Source organism: Chloroflexota bacterium, from assembly GCA_026713825.1.
In the GTDB taxonomy this organism is placed as follows: domain Bacteria; phylum Chloroflexota; class Dehalococcoidia; order Lucifugimonadales; family UBA1127; genus UBA1127.
On the sequence record JAPONS010000033.1, the window covers coordinates 44,939 to 63,254 of the forward strand.

The following is an 18,316-nucleotide window of genomic DNA, read 5'->3' on the forward strand; positions in this document are numbered from 1 at the left end:
ATGTCCGGGACACCCCGAAATCGGAGCGCCCCGGACATTGTCTTCAAGCCTGCTTGCCCTACTGCCGGACTGCCTTGATCAGCTCGTAGTGCGTCCAGAGGTCGGAGATGTTGCCCGGGAAGTTGTAGGACTCAACGTACGTTGGGTTGTAGACCAGCTCCGCCGGGATCCAGTAGAGGAAGATGCCCATGTGGAGCGGGTACGCCAGGTCGCCGAGTTCCCGCATCAGCCTGGTCTGCTCGTCCAGGTCCAGCGTCATCTGGATCGTGTCGATCAGGTCCCTGGTCTCCTGGAGCTCCAGCGAGCTGCCCCTGGGGGAGACGTGGGAGTTGTAGACGCGCCAGCCCTGGATGTCGAAGGAGAAGGTGGCGCCGAATCCGACGTGGTTCTTGTACTGGAACCCGCGGCTTGCCGCCCGGCGAGCCGCCGCGTCGGTCACGTCAAGTCCGGCCTTGATGCCCACGTCCTCCCAGAAGCCCGCCAGGGCCTCCAGCACGTCCGCGGACTGGCTGAATTGGGCGTGGGTGGAAATCTGGACCTCAATCTCCAAGGGGTTGTTCTCGTTGTATCCGGCCTCTGCCAACAGGGCGCGTGCCGCCGCCGGGTCGAAGCCGTACTCGGACTCGAAGTTCTGGTCCCACGCGGGGTTGTGGTACGCGGCGCCGGGCCGGTGGTGGTTCATGACCATGATCTGGCCCTTGTTGCCGAAGTACGCCTCGTTCAGGAGGTGCCGGTCAATGGCCTTGTTCATCGCCTTGCGGACGCGGACGTCCAGGAAGGGCGAGTCACAGTGCGCGTAGCCGCATTCGGTGCCCTGCGCCTCATAGGTCCCCCAGTTTCTGTCCAAGAAGACGCCCTGGAAGCCCACGAACACGCGTTGCGCCCCGTGCTTGCCCGTCGAGACCACCATGCCCTTGGCCTCAGCCTCCGGCTTCTGGTCCTCGGCCAGCTGGGTCAGGTGCACTTCGTCCGTCAGGAGCGCCGCGTAGCGGGTGGACGCCTCGCCTACCCACTTGAACTCCAACTCCTGGAAGTCCGGGTTGGAACGCCAGTGCTGGTAGGGCACCTTCTCAAACAACATGCCCTGGCCCTGCGTCCGGCTGACAAACTGGTAGGCGTTCGTCCCCGGGAGCGGGGCGCCCGTCAGGTCAGCCTGGTTCCCGAGGGCATCGGCGGGATCGCCTGCGCTAACGCCCGCGGCGCTTGCGCTCTGGATCTGAATGGAGCCCACCTGCTCGGAGATCATCCGCATGAACTCCGCGTTTGCCCTGCTGTGGCGGAACACGACCTCGTAGTCGTTCACTTCCTCGATCGTTGCCAGGCGCAGCCGTGAGCGGTGGGGGTGGATGGACTCCGGCTGGGTGAGCTGCGCGTGCGTGTAGACGACGTCGCGCGAGGTGAACTCACCGTTGTTGCCGTGGAACGGGACGCCCTTTCGCAGCAGGAAGCGGATGGAAATGCCGTCCGGCTCCACGCTCCAGCTGGTGGCGAGCTGCGGCTCCAGGACGCCAGTGTCAGCGTTGAACCCGACGAGGTTCTCGTAGATCGGCCGGACCTGGAAGGTGCTCAGCGGGCCGAGGTCCCTGCCGGGGTTGTTCGACTCGTTGCCCGGCGCCGGGTTGGCGATGACCAGCCGTTCGACAAGCGCCGCACCGGTTGGTTCAGCGGGCCTCTCCATCATCGTACCCTCGGGCTGCGCCGGCGCCTCGGGAATGATGGGCGCGGACGCTACGGACGAGGGCGCCTGCGGGATCGCAGCTTCCGCCGGAGCCTGCGGCGCCGTGGGCGCTGCTGAGGACGTTGTCGTCGTCGTTGTCGCGGAGCTGCTCGTGTCGTCGCTTCCGCCGCATGCCGCAAGCCCGAGAACCAGCGCTAACGCGGCCGCGAGAAGCCAAGCGTGTCGTAACCTGTTTCCAATCGTCGTCATTGTCCCCCTCCTACTGAATCTGTAAGAGCACCCAACCAAATCCGCATGAGGTGTGGTTGCAGTTGCGCATACTACCAGCGCATACTCCCGTAGGTCAATCAGCCTATTGGCCAGTTGTCCGTAGGATATGCGCACGGCGCACTCACCTGCCTAGACGCATTCCGAGAAGAATCGGTTCCCTACTGCGTCTACTCCGCCTCCGAGAGCCGTCGCTGTGCCTCGGCGTACACGTCCGGGGGCAGCGGGCCGAGCTCCGCCGTGCGCAGGTTGTCCGCCAGGTGATCGGCGTTCGCCGTGCCGACGATGGTGGTGTGCATGCTCGGATTGGAGATGGTGTAGCGCAGCATGAACTGCGTGCGCGTCATCCCTTCCAGCAGCTCGTTCAGGTTGGCCTTGTCCCACAGCGCCCACCGGTCGCCGCCGTGGCCGCCGCCGTCCGGGTCGCCCTTGGCGACGCCGCCGCGAACGATGACGCCCGCGCCCGCCTCGCAGGCCCGCGCCATCGCGTCCTCGTGCTCCCGTTCGACGGCCGAGTAGGGTATCTGGAAGGCGTCGAACACGCCCAGGCCGATCTGGTCGGGCAGGTTGGGCAGCGTGCCGGACATGCCCAGGAAGCGGATCTTGCCCTCGCGCTGCAGGTCCAGCAGCGCCTCCACGGCGCCGTGCTGCTCCAGCACTGACGGGGACGGGCTGGCGTGGAACTGCACCAGGTCAAGATGGTCCGTGTTCATCCGGCGCAGGCTCTGCTCGACGCCGGCGACGATGTTCTTGCGCGTGAAGACGTGGGGGAATCGCCCGCCCGTCAGCGCCGCGTCCGCGGGAGGCTCGCTGTCGCCGGCCCAGCAGCCGCACTTGGACGCCAGGAAGTACTCGTTCCGGCGGTGCGGGATGTACCGGCCGATGAGCTCCTCGCTCACGCCGTAGTCGATGGACGTGTCGATCATGTTGATCCCGCCGTCCAGCGCCGCGTTCAGGATGCGCCCGGCCTCCTCCGGGTCGATGTCCCGGCCGCGCGGCGCGCCCCGCAGCTCCATCGCGCCGTAGGCCAGCGCCGTAACCTCGTATCCGGTGCGCCCCAGGGTCCGTTTCACAATGTCCGCCATCTAGTCCTCCCTTTCGTTTGTGATCTCTCTCAACGCTTCCTGAAAAAGCTCAGACTCCGGCCAACGCTCCAGCAGCCGCTGCAAGACGGGCGCCGCCCGCTGTTCCCGAAACCCCATCAGTTGCCCCACCACTACTTGCGCTATGCCCGGCGAGGTAAAGGGATACCTGTCACGGGAGACAACGTGCGCAAGTCCGTCCAGCATATTCAGCAGCGCGAGCCTGACCTCCTCCGTGTCGGGCGACTCCACCCACACTTTCCGATTGCCATTGGAATCGCCGGTGAACACCGGCCCAACCGGGACAGGCCCGCCCTCCGGCATGTGGTGCGGGTGATTGGCGCAGTAGGTGTAGAAGGGAGTCTCGATGGCAAGGCCGCGGATCTCGCAGTGGTCCTTGATTCCCTTGCCTACTCCGGACCGCTCGTAGCCCGCCGTGCCCTCGTTGACGCGGTTGTACCAGCACGTTCCGCAGCAGTCAGAGCCGCCGTTTGGCATGAAGTTCCTCCTGTCCCTGCCCCGCGCGCACCGAGGGCGGGTCCGATGGGTGGTGAGCTGTGTGCGTCCCCTAGAACCCCGGCGCCGGAATGATCGTCGCCTCCGAGCCGCCCTTGCGCCGCTCGACGATGGCGTCGGCAATCTCCAGGATGCGGTATTCCAGCAGCCTCCAGAGGTGGGTGCCTCGCTGGTAGTTGGCAGGGGCAATCTCCTCGACCCGATCGGCCCTGCGCAGGTTCATGCACTTGTTGAAGGAGTTCTGGTCATCGGGGTCGTAGACGGCCATCGTGTGGCCCTCCATCTGCGTCATCACGGCGAAGCAGGGCACGTCCGTCGGCCCGTCGCCGATGTACACCATGTTGGCGAAGGGGATGCGGTGCTCCTCGTGCGGCACGTGGTCGTTCACGTCCTTGTGCAGGTCCAGATAGCCCTTGTTGACGCGAAAGAGGTACTGCGTCTTCTGCGTGTGGCTGATGGCGCGCTTGGGGAAATAGAGCTTGCCCGCCGCGTCCTCATCAAACTCAGACCCGAAGATCGACTTGACGTAGGGACGGATGTTGCTGCCCTCGATGATCTCGCGCAGGCCGGAGGTGATGATGTAGTGCTCCACCGTCACCCCCTGCTCGTGGTACCTGGGCTGGTCGACGACGGCCGAGAGCTCATTGAAGACCTCTGGCACGCCGGGATAGAAGACGAGGGACATCCCCATGTGGCGAAGGTCCTGGTTGGAGAGTTGCCGGAACGCCTCGTTTTCCAGCAGCAGGCGCATCCACGCCAGCTCCGCCTCGTACGTGGTCTCCGCGACCAGCCGGTCCGTCTCCTGCCAGAACGACGCCGGGTTGAGCCCAAGTCGGGGCAGCACGGTGTCCTCGTGCATGGAATGGGGGCTCAGCGTCTTGTCGAAGTCGTAGACGATGCCGATGATGTTCTGCGGCTGCGGCATGTTCCCCCGCCATTACGAACGCCTGCCTGCGTTCGCAGCTGCGATTCTCCCGCTTGGACAGTCCCTCGACCGCCAGTCCCTAGAACGCCGTTCTTTAGAACGCCGGGCTTTAGCCCGCCGCCACCGGCCACGACCGGGGGCCAATGGTCTTCTGGTACGCCTCGAAGTTGCGCCGGGTCTCCTCGATGTGGTCGCCGCCGAATTTCTCGAGGAAGGCGTCGGCCAGCACGAAGGCCACGGCGGCCTCGCCGATGACCCCGGCGGGCGGCACGTTGCACACGTCCGAGCGCTCGTAGTGGGCCTGCACGGTCTGGCCCGTGACCAGATCGACGGACGGCAGCGGCTTGGCCAGCGTCGCGATGGGCTTGATGGCGAACCGCGCCACCACGGGCATGCCCGTGCTCATGCCGCCCTCGATGCCGCCCGTGCGGTTGGTGGCGCGGTGCCACGGCCCGCTGGCGCTTGGGTACGGCCGCTCGGCGGCGTGCCCGTTGGACTCGATGGGTTGCAGGATGTCGTGGTACTGGGAGCCGAGCAGCTCCGCGGCCTCCCACCCGTTGCCGATGGCCACGGCCTTGCACGCCTGGATCGACATGAGGGCCAGCGAAATGCGGGCATCCAGCTTGCGCTCGTAGTGGACGTGGGCGCCGAGGCCGATGGGCACGCCCGTCGCGACCACCTCCACCATGCCCCCCACGGTGTCGCCGTCCTCCTTGGCCTTGTCGATGAGCTTGATCATCTCGGCCTCGGCCGCCGGGTCGGCGCACTGCACCGGGGACTCGACGACGCGCGCCCAGTCGACGGGGTGGTCGTAGTTGGCCCAGACGCCGCCGATGCAGACGATGTGGGAGTGCACCTCCACGCCGAACTCGCGCAGAAAGTGCTTGGCAACCGAGCCCGCGGCAACACGGGCCGCCGTCTCGCGAGCGGAAGCGCGCTCGAGGATGTTGCGGACGTCGCTCTGGCCGTACTTGATGGTGCCCGGCATGTCGGCGTGTCCGGCGCGGAGGCGCGTGACCGTGTTGCCCGGCTCCTCGACGGGCTCCGTGCTCATCACCTTGTGCCAGTTGGCAAAGTCCTTGTTCTCCAGCCACATGGAGATGGGCGAACCCATCGTCAGGCCGTGGCGGACGCCGGAGAGCAGCTCGGCCCGGTCCTTCTCGATGAGTTGCCGGCCGCCGCGTCCGTAGCCGCGCTGCCGCCGGGCCAGGTCCTCCTGGATGCCGTCCTCGCTGATGGCGAAGCCCGCGGGGAAGCCCTCGACAATGATCGTGAGCCCCTTGCCGTGCGACTCGCCCGCCGTCATGTACTTGACCACAGGATGCTCCTTCTGAGGTGATTCATCAGCCCACTTCAGGCCCACGACAAAGATGGCCCCTAGCTAGGCTTGCAATCCACCACACTACAACAGAGGGTCGTCCCCCACTGCTTCTCTATCGTGCATCTGTTCCGCCGTATCCGACCAAACTTGCTGAGTTTCGTCCCAATGCGCGAATGTGAGCTCTGTATCCTTTATAACCGTGTAGTTTATGCCTCCCCTCACGTGCCACGTTCGCATCCTTGTCTCCCTATGCGGTGCAATCATAGTGCTTCTTATCCACGCATAGCTGTTTGGGACATCCCGAATCTTCGCCTCCAAGTGTAGATAGTAGTCATAGGCTGCTTTGGCCATCGACTCGATAATTATTTCTGGCTCGTCATCGGACAATTCACTAGGGTGTTTCCATGGATACGCCTGATTCATTGCTTCATCCTGCTAAAGTCGTGCGGACCGACCCTTGTCTGGTCGGCGGTCCACAGTGGCATTATAGCGGAAGCTGGTCAGGGGAACAGGGCCGCGGGCCGCGCGGCGGGAAAACGCCCATGGCTCTCTCCCAGCGACTCCACAGCCTCGGCTGCGCCGCCGCTGCCCACTGGCTCGACGCCGTGTTCCAGCAGCAGGTGCGCCAGGAACTGCTCGATGGTGACGAGGCCGCTCGGCAGGTGCAGGCGGTCCATCGGGGCGGCGGTGTGCTTGTGGACGGCGTTGACGTGGAGGTGGGCGTGGGGCTGGCCGGGGAGGGGCGTCAGGCTGAACTCATAGCGGAGGACCCAGGCGTCGTCATGACGGAGGTCAGAGGAGGTGGAGAAGCGGTAGTTGCAGGTGTGGAGGATGATTTCATCATTGTCGACACGGATACGCTGCTGGAAGAACAGGAAGGTTCCAAGGGGCCGCAATTCCAACGGCAAAGAGCTAAAGCCCTGTTGCCTGCGTTCTACGATCCAGCCGCCCTGGCCGTCCCGATCCGACACAGCCAATCGGCTTTCCGTGACTGTGGTGTTGAGCATCCTATTCAAACGGTCCACATAGCGCTGCACGAGCGATCGGGGTCTCCGTCCCACCGGCGAGGTCATGCGACGGACTTACCTACTTGCTTCGCCGCGTGATGTTTGGCCTCACGCTATAGGCGCCCGGCGCTGAGGGGCCTTCAGCGCATTCTTGTCCGCTCTTCGCCTCTGTCATCTCACGCAGCATCACTCGTGCGGCGGGTCGTTCATCCTCGTTGACCATGCTATAGAGTGACCACACCCAGTGGTCATTGAGGCCGCGGCCCAACTCACCCGCCTCGGCCCGCGTGACGAACTCAATGCCGCTCATGTCCGTGAGGAACCGGGCCTCCTGGTCAAAGCGATTGAGCCACTCTTCAAGCGTGTAAGTAACCACTTCCACTTGTTTAGCTTCTTTTCGCTTTGCCATAGCCGCCCGCTCCCGTGGGCCGTTTTCGCAAGAACGTTTCCGTTATACCGCAGAGGCCATCAGATGGCAAGGGCGGCCACCCCGTCCCCTACCCGCCCTCCACGGCCTTCCGCGCCGCCGCCATCATGACGTCCACCGGCGCGTCGAGGCCCGTCCACAGCCGAAAGCCCCTGGCGCCCTGGTAGACGAGCATCGGCAGGCCGTTCAACATCCGGGCGCCGGCGCCCCGCGCGAGCTCCATGATTGGCGTCACCGGCGGGTTGTACACGAGGTCGTACACGAAGGCGTCGGGCGGAATGAGCGCCGCCGAGATGGGCGACGCGCCCTCGGCCGGCCCGTGCAGCATGCCCATCGACGTGCAGTTGACGATGAGGCCGACAGGCCCCCGATTGCCCAGCGCAGACGCGATTGCGGCGTCGTCGAGGGCGACGGACTGCACGGGAACGCCGTGGCGGTCGATGTCCGCAAGCAGTGACTCGGCGCGGGAGACGGTGCGGTTCGCGAGCGTCAGCGACGCCACTCCCTCGCGCAGCAGGACGCCGCACACGGCCCGCGACACCCCGACCGCTCCCAGCACGAGCACGTCCTGTCCCCGGACGTCAAACCCCCCTTCCTGCTGCAGCGCGTGCAGGAAGCCGTAGGTGTCCGTGTTGTAGCCGACAAGCCCGTAGTTTTCGGTGACCACGACGGTGTTCACTGCGCCTACCGAAGCCGCGTCCTCGTCCACATGGTCGAGCACCTTGATGATCTCCGTCTTGTGCGGCACGGTGACGCCGAATCCGAGCAGGTCCGAGCGGTCCTGGCTCCAGACCCATTTCGATAGCTCATCGGGCGCGACCTCCCACGCCGTGAACGTCGCGTCGACGCCGCAGTGCTGGAGGGCCGCGTTCTGGAACGCCGGCGAGGCCGAGTGCCGGATGGGGTAGCCTATGATGCCAACGCGCTTGGCCGCCAAGTGGGCCTCCTGTTTCGTAGTCGGGTCACATTGCGCGGGGGGCGACGTGTTTGTCTGCCGCTGGAGAGTATATCAGCCCTTCCGGTCGGGCCGCCGCGTTGTACCGACAGCGCGCCGTGCCGTAGTATGTCGCTTGGCGTTTGCGTAAACCCATGTATTCGATTGAGGAGGACTCGCCATGCAGGTCGAGGCAAAGATTGAGGAGCTGGGACTGACCCTGCCCACCCCCGGCACGCCCATGGGCAACTACGTCCCCGGCGTCCGCACCGGCAACCTGGTGTTCCTGAGCGGCGTCGGGCCCGGACAGGCCGGCGGCCAGCAGTGGTCGGGCAAGGTTGGCCGCGACTACACCACCGAAGAGGGTTACGAGGCCGCCCGCGGCTGCGCCCTGAACCTCCTCGGCAACCTGAAGAGCGTCATCGGCGACCTCGACAAGGTGACCCGCGTCCTCAAGGTGCTCGGCATGGTCAACGCCGACCCCGAGTTCACGTCGCCGCCCGCGGTCATCAACGGCTGCTCGGACCTGCTGGTGGAGCTCTTCGGCGAGCGCGGTCGCCACGCACGTTCCGCCGTCGGCATGGCCGCGCTCCCCAACGCCATCCCGGTCGAGATCGAGATGGTCGTGGAGGTCGAGGACTAGCCCAGCCACAGAAGGAGGAGTCATGGACTTCAAAGACCGCATTGGCAACGATTCCGGCGGCACGCGGCTCGAGGACGCCCTGGCGTGGGCCGCTGCCAACGGCATCCGCTTCCTCGACTTCAGCGCGGACCTCGGCCCGAACGTGCTCGGTTCGTGGGACGACGAGCGCATTGCGGGCGTGCGGGCCGCATGCCGCGAGCACGACATCCACATCGGCCTGCACACGCTGTCCGGCGTCAACGTCGCCGAGTTCTCGCCCTACATCTCGGACGCCGTAGACGCGTACCTCCGCGCCTACATCGACCTCGCGCAGCGCATGGCGTGCGAGTGGACCATCGTGCACGGGGGACTCCACTTCGGCTCCAACATCCAGCAGCGCTTCGACGCCTCGCTGGCGCGGCTGCAGCGGACCACTGAGTACGCCGAGTCCAGGGGCGTCCGGCTGCTGCTGGAGAACCTGAACTTCGAGCCGGACGACGCGGAGGTGCACTACCTGGCCCACAACATCGAGGAGTGCAAGTACTACTTCGACGCGATCCAGTCGCCGAACTTCGGCATGGCCTTCACCGTGAACCACGCCAACTTGGTGCCGGAGGGGATCGACGGCTTCCTTGACGCCTTTGGCGTCGACCGCGTCGGCGAGGTGCGGCTGGCGGACAACAACGGCGACAAGGAAGTGCACCTCCTTCCCGGTGAGGGCAACATCGACTTCCCCGCCGTCTTCCGCCGCATAGAGGGCCTCGGCTACACCGGCCACTACTCCATGGCGTTCGGCAACCTCGACGACCGCATCCGCGCGCGTGACGAGTTCGCGGGATACGCGGGGTAGGCTTGGTCAACGCCATCCGGGGCGGAAGCGGCCCACACCGCACGGCGTCGTCTTGGCGCGCCGGAAGGGGGTGCCCATAGACTCGCTCGCGGGAATACTCTGGGGCGCCGTCGGCCTGCTCTGCTGGGGCACGGGCGACTACCTTGCACGCTTCGTCGCGATGCGCGTGGGCAGCCTCAGCACGGCGTTGCTCATTCAGGTGCTCGGGCTCTCCGTCCCCCTCGCATTCGTCCTCGCCTACCTCGTCGCAGGCTCCCTGCCCGAGGTCGACTGGCGCTCCGTCGCCGTCTGGGCGCCCCTGAGCGCCGCCTTCCTTGGCGGCGGCTATGCCTCCTTCTACACGGGCCTCCAGCGCGGGACCGTGACCATTGTGTCGAGCGCCTCCTCCGCGTGGCTCGCCGTCACGGTCGTCGTGGCCGTTCTCCTGTTCGGGGAACGGGTGTCCGCCGGACAGGCCCTGCTGCTGGCGATGGTGCTGGGCGGCATTCTCATGCTCTCCGCCCACCCCTCCACCCGCACCGGGCAGAGCACGGGGATGCTCTGGGGCCTGGGGGCGACGGTCGGCCTCGGCATGGCCCTCGCGTTCCTCGACCAGGTGACGGAGGCCGCGGGACCCATGCTCGCCGTGCTGGTTGTGCGAGCCCTCTCCACCGTCCCCATTGCCGCGCTGATGCGTACCCAGGGCGAGTCCCTGCGCCTGCCGAGCGGGGGCAAAGCGCTGCTGTTGCTCGCCGCCGTCGCCGTACTGGACGCCGGGGGCTTCGTCGGCTTCAACCTCGGCGTCGATGCGGCGCCCGTGTCCGTCGTCGCGCCGGTCGCCTCCGCGCATCCCGTCGTGACCGGCGGCCTCGCCGTCCTCCTCCTCCGTGAGCGCCCGCGAGTGCTCCAATGGACGGGCGCCGCCGTCACCGTCGTGGCGGTCGTTGCCCTGAGCGCGTTCACCGGCGCATAGCGGATGGAGGCGGCTTCCTGCGCGAAAGAGAAGCGCCCCCGGGTCGTGTGTGACCCGGGGGCGCTTGATGTCCTGTTCCGGCAGACCTGCCGGCCTGCGCCTTAGACGAGTTCGCCCACCTTGGTGAATACCTTGAGCGGGTTGCTGTGGAAGATGGTCTTCTTGTCGTCGTCCGTCAGAAACTCCAGCCCGTCGATGGTGCGCACCAGGTCGTCGCCGGGCCGCCCCGTCTCCGGTCGAACCGCGCGCCCCGAGCCGGGCACCTCGGTGCCGAAGCACATCTGGCTCACCCCGCGCTGCTTGATGGCGGCCTCCAGGAACACCGGGTCCAGCGCGTTGCTGTCGTAGAAGAGGTTCTCGCTGAAGTCCTTGTCCGGCCCCGAGTGCTGGTAGTCCGTCGGGATGAACCGTTGCAGCGCGCCGCCGCAGTGGCAGATGCACACCTTCAGCTCCGGGTACCGGTCGAAGACGCCGCCGTACATGTACAGCATGCTGGCGATGTACTCCTCCACCACGTTGTTGATCTGGTAGTTGGCGGGGACCACCTGCAGCCTGGGGTCCTCCGACGGGCACGGGTGTACCAGGACCTGGACGCCCAGCTCCAGGCACTTCTCGTACAGGTCGAACCAGTATGGCTCGTGAACGCCGGGGGCCGTGCGCTTGCCGTCCGGGTCGGGGTTCAGGTAGCAGCCGACGAAACCCAGCTCGTTGACCGTGTACTCCAGCTCCTCGAGCGTGTGCTTGGTGTCCGGCGCGCTGGCGTCCTGCGGCAGGTGCGTCATCCCCGCGAACCGGTCCGGGTGCAGCCGCACCGACTGCGCAATGTGGTCGTTCGTGGCCCGCGCCCACGATCGCTGCAGGAACATGGGCATCCACTGCCACTGGTCGACGGGCCGCGGCCCGACGAGCTGGAAGTCGATCAGCCGGTCGTCCATGTCGGCGAGGTGGCGCTGGAAGGCGGGCTCCGCAACGTCGTCCGGAATGTTCATCTTCGCCGGCGTCCGGTTGGACATGAGCCCGGCCGCGAACTGCCGCACCTGCGGCGGACGCGAGACATGCCCGTGAACGTCGACTACCTTCATTCCGTTCCACATAGGAAACACTCCTATGGGCGGCTGCCCGCCCTGTCAGTTACGGGTGATGATGAGGGATGGGCCTCGACTAGGTCTTGGTGCCGACCAACTCACCGGCGGTGATGTAGGCCTCGCCCATGGACTTGAACGTGTGCGTCTCGCCGCCGCAGACGACCTCGTAGGAGGGCTGCGGGCCGCCGTCGTTCGCCTCGAACAGCTCCGCCGTGCCCTTCGGGCCCTCGACGGTGGTAAGGAGCGTCCGGTTGGATCCGCTGGTCATCTCTGTCTCCTTCCGCAATGTTTTCTCGGCTGCCTCCGGCATACGGGACACAGCAACCCCAAAGCCGGAGGGGGGCCTCGGCGCCGCATGATATTCGCGGCCCTTGCCCATGTCAAGGGAAACAGCCCGCTATCCCCGCATACGCGTGCGCCGCGCGTGTTGACATAGTCACCCCCAGTGCATACCATCCCGAAAATCGCCGTATTTGTACCTTCTCAACAACAGAAAGAGGGAAGCACCATGCTCAGTCAGCAGGAAAACGAGTACCTCACGCATACCAACCGGGGCACCCCCATGGGCGAGCTCTTCCGCCGCTACTGGCAGCCCTTCCTCCTCTCGGACGAGTTGCCGGACAACGACGGCGCTCCCGTCCGCGTCAGACTCCTCGGCGAGGACCTCATCGCCTTCCGCGACTCCGATGGCCGCGTCGGCCTGGTCGCCGAGTCTTGCCCGCACCGCGGCGCCTCGCTCTTCTTCGCCATCAACCAGGAACGCGGCCTGATGTGCATCTACCACGGCTGGAAGTACGACGTCGACGGCAACTGCGTCGACATGCCGTCAGACATGCCAGGCAGCGCCTTCAAGGAGAAGGTGCACCTCACCTCCTACCCCACCATCGAGTCGGCCCGCGTCATCTGGACCTACATGGGGCCGCCGGACAAGCAGCCGCCGCCGCCCAACTACTACATGAACATGCTCCCGGAGGAGAACGTCATCGCGCAGCGGACGCCCATCTACTGCAACTACCTCCAGAGCATGGAGGGCAACCTCGACTCCACCCACCTCGGCACGCTGCACATGTACTACGACAACCTCATCCCCGCCGACCTCGAGTACGACAAGCCGGGCCACCCGACGCCGCGCTTCTCGCAGTACATCACCGGCACCGAGAAGTACGCCCGCATCGACGTGCAGGACACCGACTACGGCTACCGGCTCATCGCCGTCCGCAAGACGCCCAACGGCAACCAGCACGTCCGCATCAACTGCCTCGCGCTGCCCATCATGTCGTGGATCGCCGCGCCGCGCGGCCTCGGCAGCATCTTCACGCAGCTCCCCATCGACGACTACAACTGCATGCGCATCGGCTGGCGCTGCAGCCCGGACCGCCCCTTCTCCCAGCAGGACCGCACCAGCGCCGCCTCCCAGAGCATGATGATGGACCCCAACAACCCCAAGCTCCGGCTCAAGCGGCTCGACAACGACTACCTGCAGGACCGCGCCGCCCAGAAGTCCAAGCACCCGCCGGGCATCTGGCCGGGCGCCGAGCAGGACTACTGCGTCACCGAGACCATGGGCCCCATCTACGACCGCACCAAGGAGCACCTCTACCACGGCGACGCCGCCATCGTCCGGCTGCGCCAGATGCTCGGCAAGGCCTCTCGCGACCTCCAGGAGGGCATCGAGCCCCCGGGCGTCAACGGCGAGATCGCCTACCACAAGATCCGCTCCGAGGACATCGTCATCGGCCCGGACGACGACCCGTGGCTCGTCGCCGCCGACGCCGGTGAGTCCGCAACGCGCGGCCAGCGGCTGCGCTAGCGCAAGAGGAAATCCAGTAGGAGGAAGCCAATGCTCACTCAGCAGGAAAACGAGTTCCTGACGCAGACCGATCGCGGCACCCCGATGGGGGAACTCTTCCGCCGCTACTGGCAGCCCTTCCTCCTCAAGGAAGAGTTGCCGGTGAACGACGGCGACCCCGTCCGCGTCCGCCTGCTCGGCGAGGACCTGCTCGCGTTCCGCGACACTGAGGGCAAGGTCGGGCTAATCCAGGAGGCCTGCCCCCACAGGGGAGCCTCGCTCTACTACGGCCTCAACCAGGACTGCGGCATCATGTGCATCTACCACGGCTGGAAGTTCGATGTGGCGGGCGACTGCGTAGATATGCCCTCGGACATCCCCGGTAGCCGCTTCAAGGAGAAGGTGCACATCACGTCCTACCCGACGCTGGAGTCGGCGGGCGCCATCTGGGCCTACCTTGGCCCGGCCGACAAGCAGCCCCCGCCCCCAAGCTACTGGATGAACCTGCTGCCGGAGGACGAGGTCGTCGCCAACCGCACGCCCATCTACTGCAACTACCTGCAGAGCATAGAGGGCAACCTCGACTCCACCCACCTCGGCACCCTGCATCACTTCTACGACAATGAGATCCCGGAGGACCAGGAGTACGACAAGCCGGGCCACCCCAGCCGCCGGTTCTCCCAGTTCATCACGGGCACAGAGAAGTACGCCCGCATCGACGTGCAGGACACCGACTACGGCTACCGGCTCATCGCCGTTCGCAAGACGCCCAAGGGCAACCAGCACGTGCGCATCAACTGCTTGGCGCTGCCGGTCATGTCGTGGATCGCCTCCCAGCGCGGCCTCGGCGGCATCCTCACGCAGCTCCCCATCGACGACCACAACTGCATGCGCATCGGCTTCCGTGTGCGTCCCGGCCAGCCCTTCACCGAGGAGGAGCGGCAAGCCATCCGGGAGGAGCGCAAGGCCCTCTTCGACCCCGTGGACCCGAAGCTGCGCCTCAAGCGCATGGACAACGAGTTCCTGCAGGATCGAGAGGCCCAGAGGGCGGTCCACCCGCCGGGCATCATGCCCATCGCGGAGCAGGACTACTGCGTTACGGAGACCATGGGCCCCATCATGGACCGCACCAAGGAGCACCTCTACCACGGCGACGCCGCCATCGTCCGGCTGCGCCAGATGCTCGCCAAGGCCGCCCGCAACCTGCAGGAGGGCATCGAGCCCCCCGGCGTCCAGGGCGAGATTCCCTACCACAAGATCCGCTCCGAGGACATCGTCATCGGCCCCGACGACGACCCGTGGCTAGTCGCCGCCGACGCCGGCGAGACGGCAACCAGAGGCCAACGCCTGCGCTAGCCCGCACGTCATCCGCGCATTCGAAGGGGCCTCCGCCGCGGCGGAGGCCCCTTCCCTTTCACTCACATTGCAAGCCGCCAACGGCCCAAATCCCCAACGCAAGGACCCTGGTGTACGAGAGAACCCTCTGAGCCTTCGCCGATATCTAGTTCTGGATTCTCATGCCCGACTAGAGTACCCGGATCCGGGCATAACTAAGCAAGTCCAGGTTTTCCCCGATGGTTGGAGTTCGGTCAGGATCTTGGAATCCCCACACAGCGACGACGTAATCCGAAGGGAGGCCCTTCAGCCTGTGCGGGAATGGGAACTCGATGATGAATGACCTAGTAGCTGGGTTGATTAGATACTTGCCGGCGACCGTATCGCCGGGGTCATCAAGCGACCATTTCCCGCTTGTAAGACCGGGAAGTATGCTGCCGACCCATTCCCCGTCCGCCGTGTACAAACTAAAGTTTGCGTACCCTCCTTGCGTAGGAGCGTTGTTTACCAACACCGCATCGTCCAGCAATACCCCTTCGAAGCTGACTGAACGGCTCCCGTCGTACGTTGGTGGTTGGGTCCACTCAATCAGTGCGTGGTTTGTCCGATCGCGGCCCTCATCGAAGGGCCGGTTTTCCGGTGCGTTCATCTTTCCCGACCAGTGGCGGTCGATAGTGGCGTCCTGTCCCGCGAACGCTTGGCGGACTTCCGCTATACCGGGGGTAGAGTTCGACTCCTGTGCTTCTAGCGATAGCCGATAGAATTCTTGGAGGCCCGCGGTAAATGCCTCGGCGTCCATGCTTGCGTTCAGGTCCTGAAAGAACAACTGGCCCAAGTAGTAGGCACAGTGATGGCCGTCCCGTTCTCTCGAATCCGGGTCCCACACTGCGAGCATCTCGAGGTCATGGGCCTCGCATCCTTTGCGCATAGTTTGCAGCTGCCCGTGGCTCAGGCCCATCTGTAGACCAAACCGATACTCATAGAGATTGGCCAGGCCCTCGTCTATCCAGTTCTCATTGCCGCGCCAGAAATAGTGAGCGATTTCATGGACAAGGCCCAATCGAAGTTGCCGCCACTCGCGGGAACCATGCTGCGTCACCTCGTATTTGGGCAAGTAACTGACCGCGAAACCGTAATTTGTGCCAGCGTATTTGTCTGTGACTGCATTCTCGTCGAGCATGATGATGACGTGGTCCACCGGCAGCGCCAAGCCCGTAGTATTCTCCACAAACTGAATCGTGTCCCGCGTAGCCTCGACGGTTCCCGGCCGGGATTGGCTGTCAGTACGGACGATGCTGATCTTGAGATGGGGCGTCAACTCCGTGCCGAGGGTGACCGTCTCAACGGCTGCGCCTCCAGGGGCTAGCACCTGCGGAATCTCGTCCGCGTCGCGAAGGGTGCCCACGGCGGCGATCAACGTGGTCTCGTCTTCAGTGACGCCGTCCTCGAAAACGGAGTGGTCTGTGAGAGCCGCAAGACGGCCTCGATCGGCCAAGTTCTCCATTCCCCGGATGGCTAGTGCATCGGTGGTGTCAGGGGAGAGCAAGAACGGCATGGAAAGGAGTTGGAAAACCACATCTGTAGCGTCAAAGTCCAGTGCGCCAAGCGAATCTATGATGGCGTACTCGGTCTCGGTCATTTCATCTTGCACCCATGGCAAGTTGAGGGCCAAATACAAATTTGCCGGATTCGGACTGTCCAGATAACCGAGCTTGTCCAATGCTTGGTACTCTGCCTCTTGAATGTCGTCTTGCACCCAAGACAGACGTAAGGCCGCTTCCACATTAGCGACATTTTCAACTGCGATGTAAATTAACTCGTCAACGGCTAAGCGTTCTAGGCCGGAAAGGCCGTCCTGCACCCAGGTGAGCGTCTGGATTTTCCGGGCCAAAGCTGGGTAGTTTCTAACTAGCCATCTCGTGTTGACTGTGTCATACATTGACTGCAACGTAGGAGGCGCCGGAGTTGGTGTGGGCGAAGGGGTTGGTGTTGGAGTGGCAGTAGGAACGGGGGAGGGCGTAGGCGTCGGTGGCGGGGATGGGTCCACTTCCGTAAGAGTGCTCACATTAGCCGTAGCGGTCGCCGTCGCCGGCGGGGCATAGGAAGGCTGCTGAGTCGGTGTTGCTGCTGGACTGGTTGTAGACGACGGAATCTGTGTGCCGACGTCGGTGGCTGTAGGCGCGGTCAACTCCCCGAGCATGGTATCGGATGCTTCGTTTGAGCAGGCTAAGAGAATTACGGCAAGAGCTATAGCGGTACACTTCATACTGGCCGTTACCCCTGCCTAGTCAGCGGGCGTACCCGCCATGCCAAGCACCTTACGGTGCAATGATTGCTCTCGCCCTTGAATGCGCATCACGTTCCCAACTGTCTGGGGCTTTAAGTCCAGCCGAACGCTGCGCCTGGGAGGGTCGTTGGTTTCACTCTAACATACCAAACAAAGCGCCGTGTCGAAGCCGGCCGCTAGGCCTGAATGATGCGTCGTGACAGATCCAGGCTGGCGAGGCACGCTGAGTCCATTTCACTACGCTTGGCCCAACCTAGGTGCTATAGTGTCACAGCCCAAGAGTATCTGAAGACGTTCAGCAAATTGCCTCGTCGGAACCGTCATTCCCGCGGAGGCGGGAACCAGAGGGGCGGGGCTATGAGGGGATATGCGTAGGGGCAACCCTCGTGGTTGCCCCTACGCAGGCGGGTCGCCGGCGGCCGTGGCCGTCACGTGCAACCGCCGCCCGATGGCCCCCAGAGCCGCGTCCATGTGCTCCAGCCTTGACCGGTGTTGAACGTCCAGCGCCCGGTCCACCTGCGGCATGTGCCACCCCAGACGACGGGCCAACTCCGCCTTGCCGATGCCCTGGTCCCGCATCCCCTGGTACAGCATCACCTTCACTGAGGTCAGCGTCGGCAGTATGGCGTAGGTTGCGCCCTCTGACGGCGTGGGGATGTCCTTCCGGTCGTGGATGCGGGCGGCAATCGCCTCTTCCAGTGCGTCGACGGCCCGGGCGATGGCCTCCTCGCGGTCCTCCCCAAAGGTGGTCAACTCCGGGAAGTCGGGAGAGGTCACCAGCAGGGTACCGTCGTCATCCTGCAGCGTTATTGGATAGGCAAACATCACTCCAACCCCAAATCCTTCTTGATCTTGGCTACCAGACCCCGACCGAGTTCTTTGCCCCCTCCGTGCATCGGAAGCTGGCTCGTGCGCTCTCCCAGCCGGACGGTGAGATGTCCGCTGCCGCCCTTATGGGTTTGAAAGGTGCAGCCCTGTCGCCTCAGCCAGCGTCGAAACTCCCGTGCGTTCATCCGTACAGATTATACGCAACATCTGTGTTGCAGGCAACGTTTGTGTTGTCTTTGATGGAGGTTTTCGATGCCCACCCCCCTCGTCTCCCCGGCGCATGCCGGTATCCAGAAACGCCGCATCCAGCGGTGCCCCCGCACCCCCCCCCCCCCCTCCCCCCCCCCCCCCCCCCCCCCCACCCCCCCCCCCCTCCTCCCCCACAAAACAGACCCCCCACAAAACGACCCC

General features: G+C 64.9%; 19 protein-coding genes. 5 read left to right on the forward strand and 14 right to left on the reverse strand.

Going from position 1 to position 18,316, the window contains the following annotated elements; all coding sequences use genetic code 11:
• Positions 1-58: 58 nt before the first annotated feature.
• The 9 genes from OXC99_04080 to aroE all read right to left on the reverse strand — a co-directional run bounded on the left by OXC99_04080 (position 59) and on the right by aroE (position 8,160).
• Positions 59-1,927: an ABC transporter substrate-binding protein gene (locus tag OXC99_04080; protein ID MCY4624167.1), complete on the reverse strand. Its 1,869-nt coding sequence runs from the start codon at positions 1,925-1,927 to the stop codon at positions 59-61.
• A 188-nt stretch (positions 1,928-2,115) separates the two neighbouring features.
• Positions 2,116-3,030: an aldo/keto reductase gene (locus OXC99_04085; protein ID MCY4624168.1), complete on the reverse strand. Its 915-nt coding sequence runs from the start codon at positions 3,028-3,030 to the stop codon at positions 2,116-2,118.
• A complete protein-coding gene (locus OXC99_04090) occupies positions 3,031-3,525 on the reverse strand; it encodes a hypothetical protein (protein ID MCY4624169.1) in 495 nt (164 codons plus the stop codon).
• A 70-nt stretch (positions 3,526-3,595) separates the two neighbouring features.
• Positions 3,596-4,468, reverse strand: coding sequence for an HAD family hydrolase (locus OXC99_04095; GenBank protein ID MCY4624170.1), 873 nt, complete (start codon positions 4,466-4,468; stop codon positions 3,596-3,598).
• A gap of 109 nt (positions 4,469-4,577) precedes the next feature.
• Positions 4,578-5,774, reverse strand: a complete 1,197-nt coding sequence (gene aroC / locus OXC99_04100) for a chorismate synthase (protein ID MCY4624171.1) — start codon at positions 5,772-5,774, stop codon at positions 4,578-4,580.
• Positions 5,775-5,870: 96 nt separating this feature from the next.
• Positions 5,871-6,176, reverse strand: a complete 306-nt coding sequence (locus tag OXC99_04105; protein MCY4624172.1) for a hypothetical protein — start codon at positions 6,174-6,176, stop codon at positions 5,871-5,873.
• Positions 6,177-6,289: 113 nt separating this feature from the next.
• Complete coding sequence (locus tag OXC99_04110; protein ID MCY4624173.1) at positions 6,290-6,796, reverse strand: hypothetical protein; 507 nt, start codon at positions 6,794-6,796, stop codon at positions 6,290-6,292.
• A 79-nt stretch (positions 6,797-6,875) separates the two neighbouring features.
• On the reverse strand, positions 6,876-7,205 hold the full coding sequence (locus OXC99_04115; protein ID MCY4624174.1) for a hypothetical protein: 330 nt from the start codon (positions 7,203-7,205) through the stop codon (positions 6,876-6,878).
• A gap of 88 nt (positions 7,206-7,293) precedes the next feature.
• Complete coding sequence (aroE, locus tag OXC99_04120; protein MCY4624175.1) at positions 7,294-8,160, reverse strand: shikimate dehydrogenase; 867 nt, start codon at positions 8,158-8,160, stop codon at positions 7,294-7,296.
• 178 nt (positions 8,161-8,338) lie between these two features.
• Between aroE and OXC99_04125 the strand changes: the two genes are divergently transcribed.
• The 3 genes from OXC99_04125 to OXC99_04135 all read left to right on the forward strand — a co-directional run bounded on the left by OXC99_04125 (position 8,339) and on the right by OXC99_04135 (position 10,581).
• Positions 8,339-8,800 carry a RidA family protein gene (locus OXC99_04125; GenBank protein ID MCY4624176.1) on the forward strand — a complete coding sequence of 154 codons (462 nt, stop codon included), beginning with the start codon at positions 8,339-8,341 and terminating at the stop codon, positions 8,798-8,800.
• A gap of 22 nt (positions 8,801-8,822) precedes the next feature.
• Positions 8,823-9,629: a sugar phosphate isomerase/epimerase gene (locus OXC99_04130; protein MCY4624177.1), complete on the forward strand. Its 807-nt coding sequence runs from the start codon at positions 8,823-8,825 to the stop codon at positions 9,627-9,629.
• A gap of 70 nt (positions 9,630-9,699) precedes the next feature.
• Complete coding sequence (locus tag OXC99_04135) at positions 9,700-10,581, forward strand: EamA family transporter (protein MCY4624178.1); 882 nt, start codon at positions 9,700-9,702, stop codon at positions 10,579-10,581.
• Between the two features lie 101 nt (positions 10,582-10,682).
• On the opposite strand, the gene OXC99_04140 is transcribed toward OXC99_04135, so the two are convergent.
• Both OXC99_04140 and OXC99_04145 read right to left on the reverse strand, forming a co-directional pair.
• Positions 10,683-11,675: an amidohydrolase family protein gene (locus tag OXC99_04140; protein MCY4624179.1), complete on the reverse strand. Its 993-nt coding sequence runs from the start codon at positions 11,673-11,675 to the stop codon at positions 10,683-10,685.
• A gap of 67 nt (positions 11,676-11,742) precedes the next feature.
• Entirely contained in the window at positions 11,743-11,934 is a 192-nt protein-coding gene (locus OXC99_04145) for a hypothetical protein (GenBank protein ID MCY4624180.1), read from the reverse strand.
• 240 nt (positions 11,935-12,174) lie between these two features.
• Here OXC99_04145 and OXC99_04150 point away from each other — a divergent pair, with 240 nt between their 5' ends.
• Positions 12,175-13,476, forward strand: a complete 1,302-nt coding sequence (locus OXC99_04150) for a Rieske 2Fe-2S domain-containing protein (protein ID MCY4624181.1) — start codon at positions 12,175-12,177, stop codon at positions 13,474-13,476.
• 30 nt (positions 13,477-13,506) lie between these two features.
• Positions 13,507-14,811 carry a Rieske 2Fe-2S domain-containing protein gene (locus OXC99_04155; protein MCY4624182.1) on the forward strand — a complete coding sequence of 435 codons (1,305 nt, stop codon included), beginning with the start codon at positions 13,507-13,509 and terminating at the stop codon, positions 14,809-14,811.
• A gap of 169 nt (positions 14,812-14,980) precedes the next feature.
• Here OXC99_04155 and OXC99_04160 read toward each other — a convergent pair whose 3' ends face one another.
• The 3 genes from OXC99_04160 to OXC99_04170 form a co-directional block, all read right to left on the reverse strand.
• Complete coding sequence (locus tag OXC99_04160) at positions 14,981-16,681, reverse strand: hypothetical protein (GenBank protein ID MCY4624183.1); 1,701 nt, start codon at positions 16,679-16,681, stop codon at positions 14,981-14,983.
• A gap of 792 nt (positions 16,682-17,473) precedes the next feature.
• Complete coding sequence (locus OXC99_04165) at positions 17,474-17,902, reverse strand: type II toxin-antitoxin system HicB family antitoxin (protein ID MCY4624184.1); 429 nt, start codon at positions 17,900-17,902, stop codon at positions 17,474-17,476.
• Positions 17,902-18,090 carry a type II toxin-antitoxin system HicA family toxin gene (locus OXC99_04170; protein ID MCY4624185.1) on the reverse strand — a complete coding sequence of 63 codons (189 nt, stop codon included), beginning with the start codon at positions 18,088-18,090 and terminating at the stop codon, positions 17,902-17,904. Before OXC99_04170 ends, OXC99_04165 begins: the two co-directional genes overlap by 1 nt.
• Between the last annotated feature and the right edge of the window lie 226 nt (positions 18,091-18,316).

Bases quoted from the DNA above. Each gene is read 5' to 3' on its own strand.
- OXC99_04125 (MCY4624176.1), top strand. From the start codon at position 8,339: ATGCAGGTCGAGGCAAAGATTGAGGAGCTGGGACTGACCCTGCCCACC.
- OXC99_04170 (MCY4624185.1), bottom strand. From the start codon at position 18,090: ATGAACGCACGGGAGTTTCGACGCTGGCTGAGGCGACAGGGCTGCACC.
- OXC99_04145 (MCY4624180.1), bottom strand. From the start codon at position 11,934: ATGACCAGCGGATCCAACCGGACGCTCCTTACCACCGTCGAGGGCCCG.
- OXC99_04155 (MCY4624182.1), top strand. From the start codon at position 13,507: ATGCTCACTCAGCAGGAAAACGAGTTCCTGACGCAGACCGATCGCGGC.
- OXC99_04140 (MCY4624179.1), bottom strand. From the start codon at position 11,675: ATGTGGAACGGAATGAAGGTAGTCGACGTTCACGGGCATGTCTCGCGT.
- OXC99_04150 (MCY4624181.1), top strand. From the start codon at position 12,175: ATGCTCAGTCAGCAGGAAAACGAGTACCTCACGCATACCAACCGGGGC.
- OXC99_04110 (MCY4624173.1), bottom strand. From the start codon at position 6,796: ATGCTCAACACCACAGTCACGGAAAGCCGATTGGCTGTGTCGGATCGG.
- OXC99_04080 (MCY4624167.1), bottom strand. From the start codon at position 1,927: ATGACGACGATTGGAAACAGGTTACGACACGCTTGGCTTCTCGCGGCC.
- OXC99_04130 (MCY4624177.1), top strand. From the start codon at position 8,823: ATGGACTTCAAAGACCGCATTGGCAACGATTCCGGCGGCACGCGGCTC.
- OXC99_04095 (MCY4624170.1), bottom strand. From the start codon at position 4,468: ATGCCGCAGCCGCAGAACATCATCGGCATCGTCTACGACTTCGACAAG.
- OXC99_04085 (MCY4624168.1), bottom strand. From the start codon at position 3,030: ATGGCGGACATTGTGAAACGGACCCTGGGGCGCACCGGATACGAGGTT.
- aroC (MCY4624171.1), bottom strand. From the start codon at position 5,774: ATGACGGCGGGCGAGTCGCACGGCAAGGGGCTCACGATCATTGTCGAG.
- OXC99_04165 (MCY4624184.1), bottom strand. From the start codon at position 17,902: ATGTTTGCCTATCCAATAACGCTGCAGGATGACGACGGTACCCTGCTG.
- OXC99_04115 (MCY4624174.1), bottom strand. From the start codon at position 7,205: ATGGCAAAGCGAAAAGAAGCTAAACAAGTGGAAGTGGTTACTTACACG.
- OXC99_04090 (MCY4624169.1), bottom strand. From the start codon at position 3,525: ATGCCAAACGGCGGCTCTGACTGCTGCGGAACGTGCTGGTACAACCGC.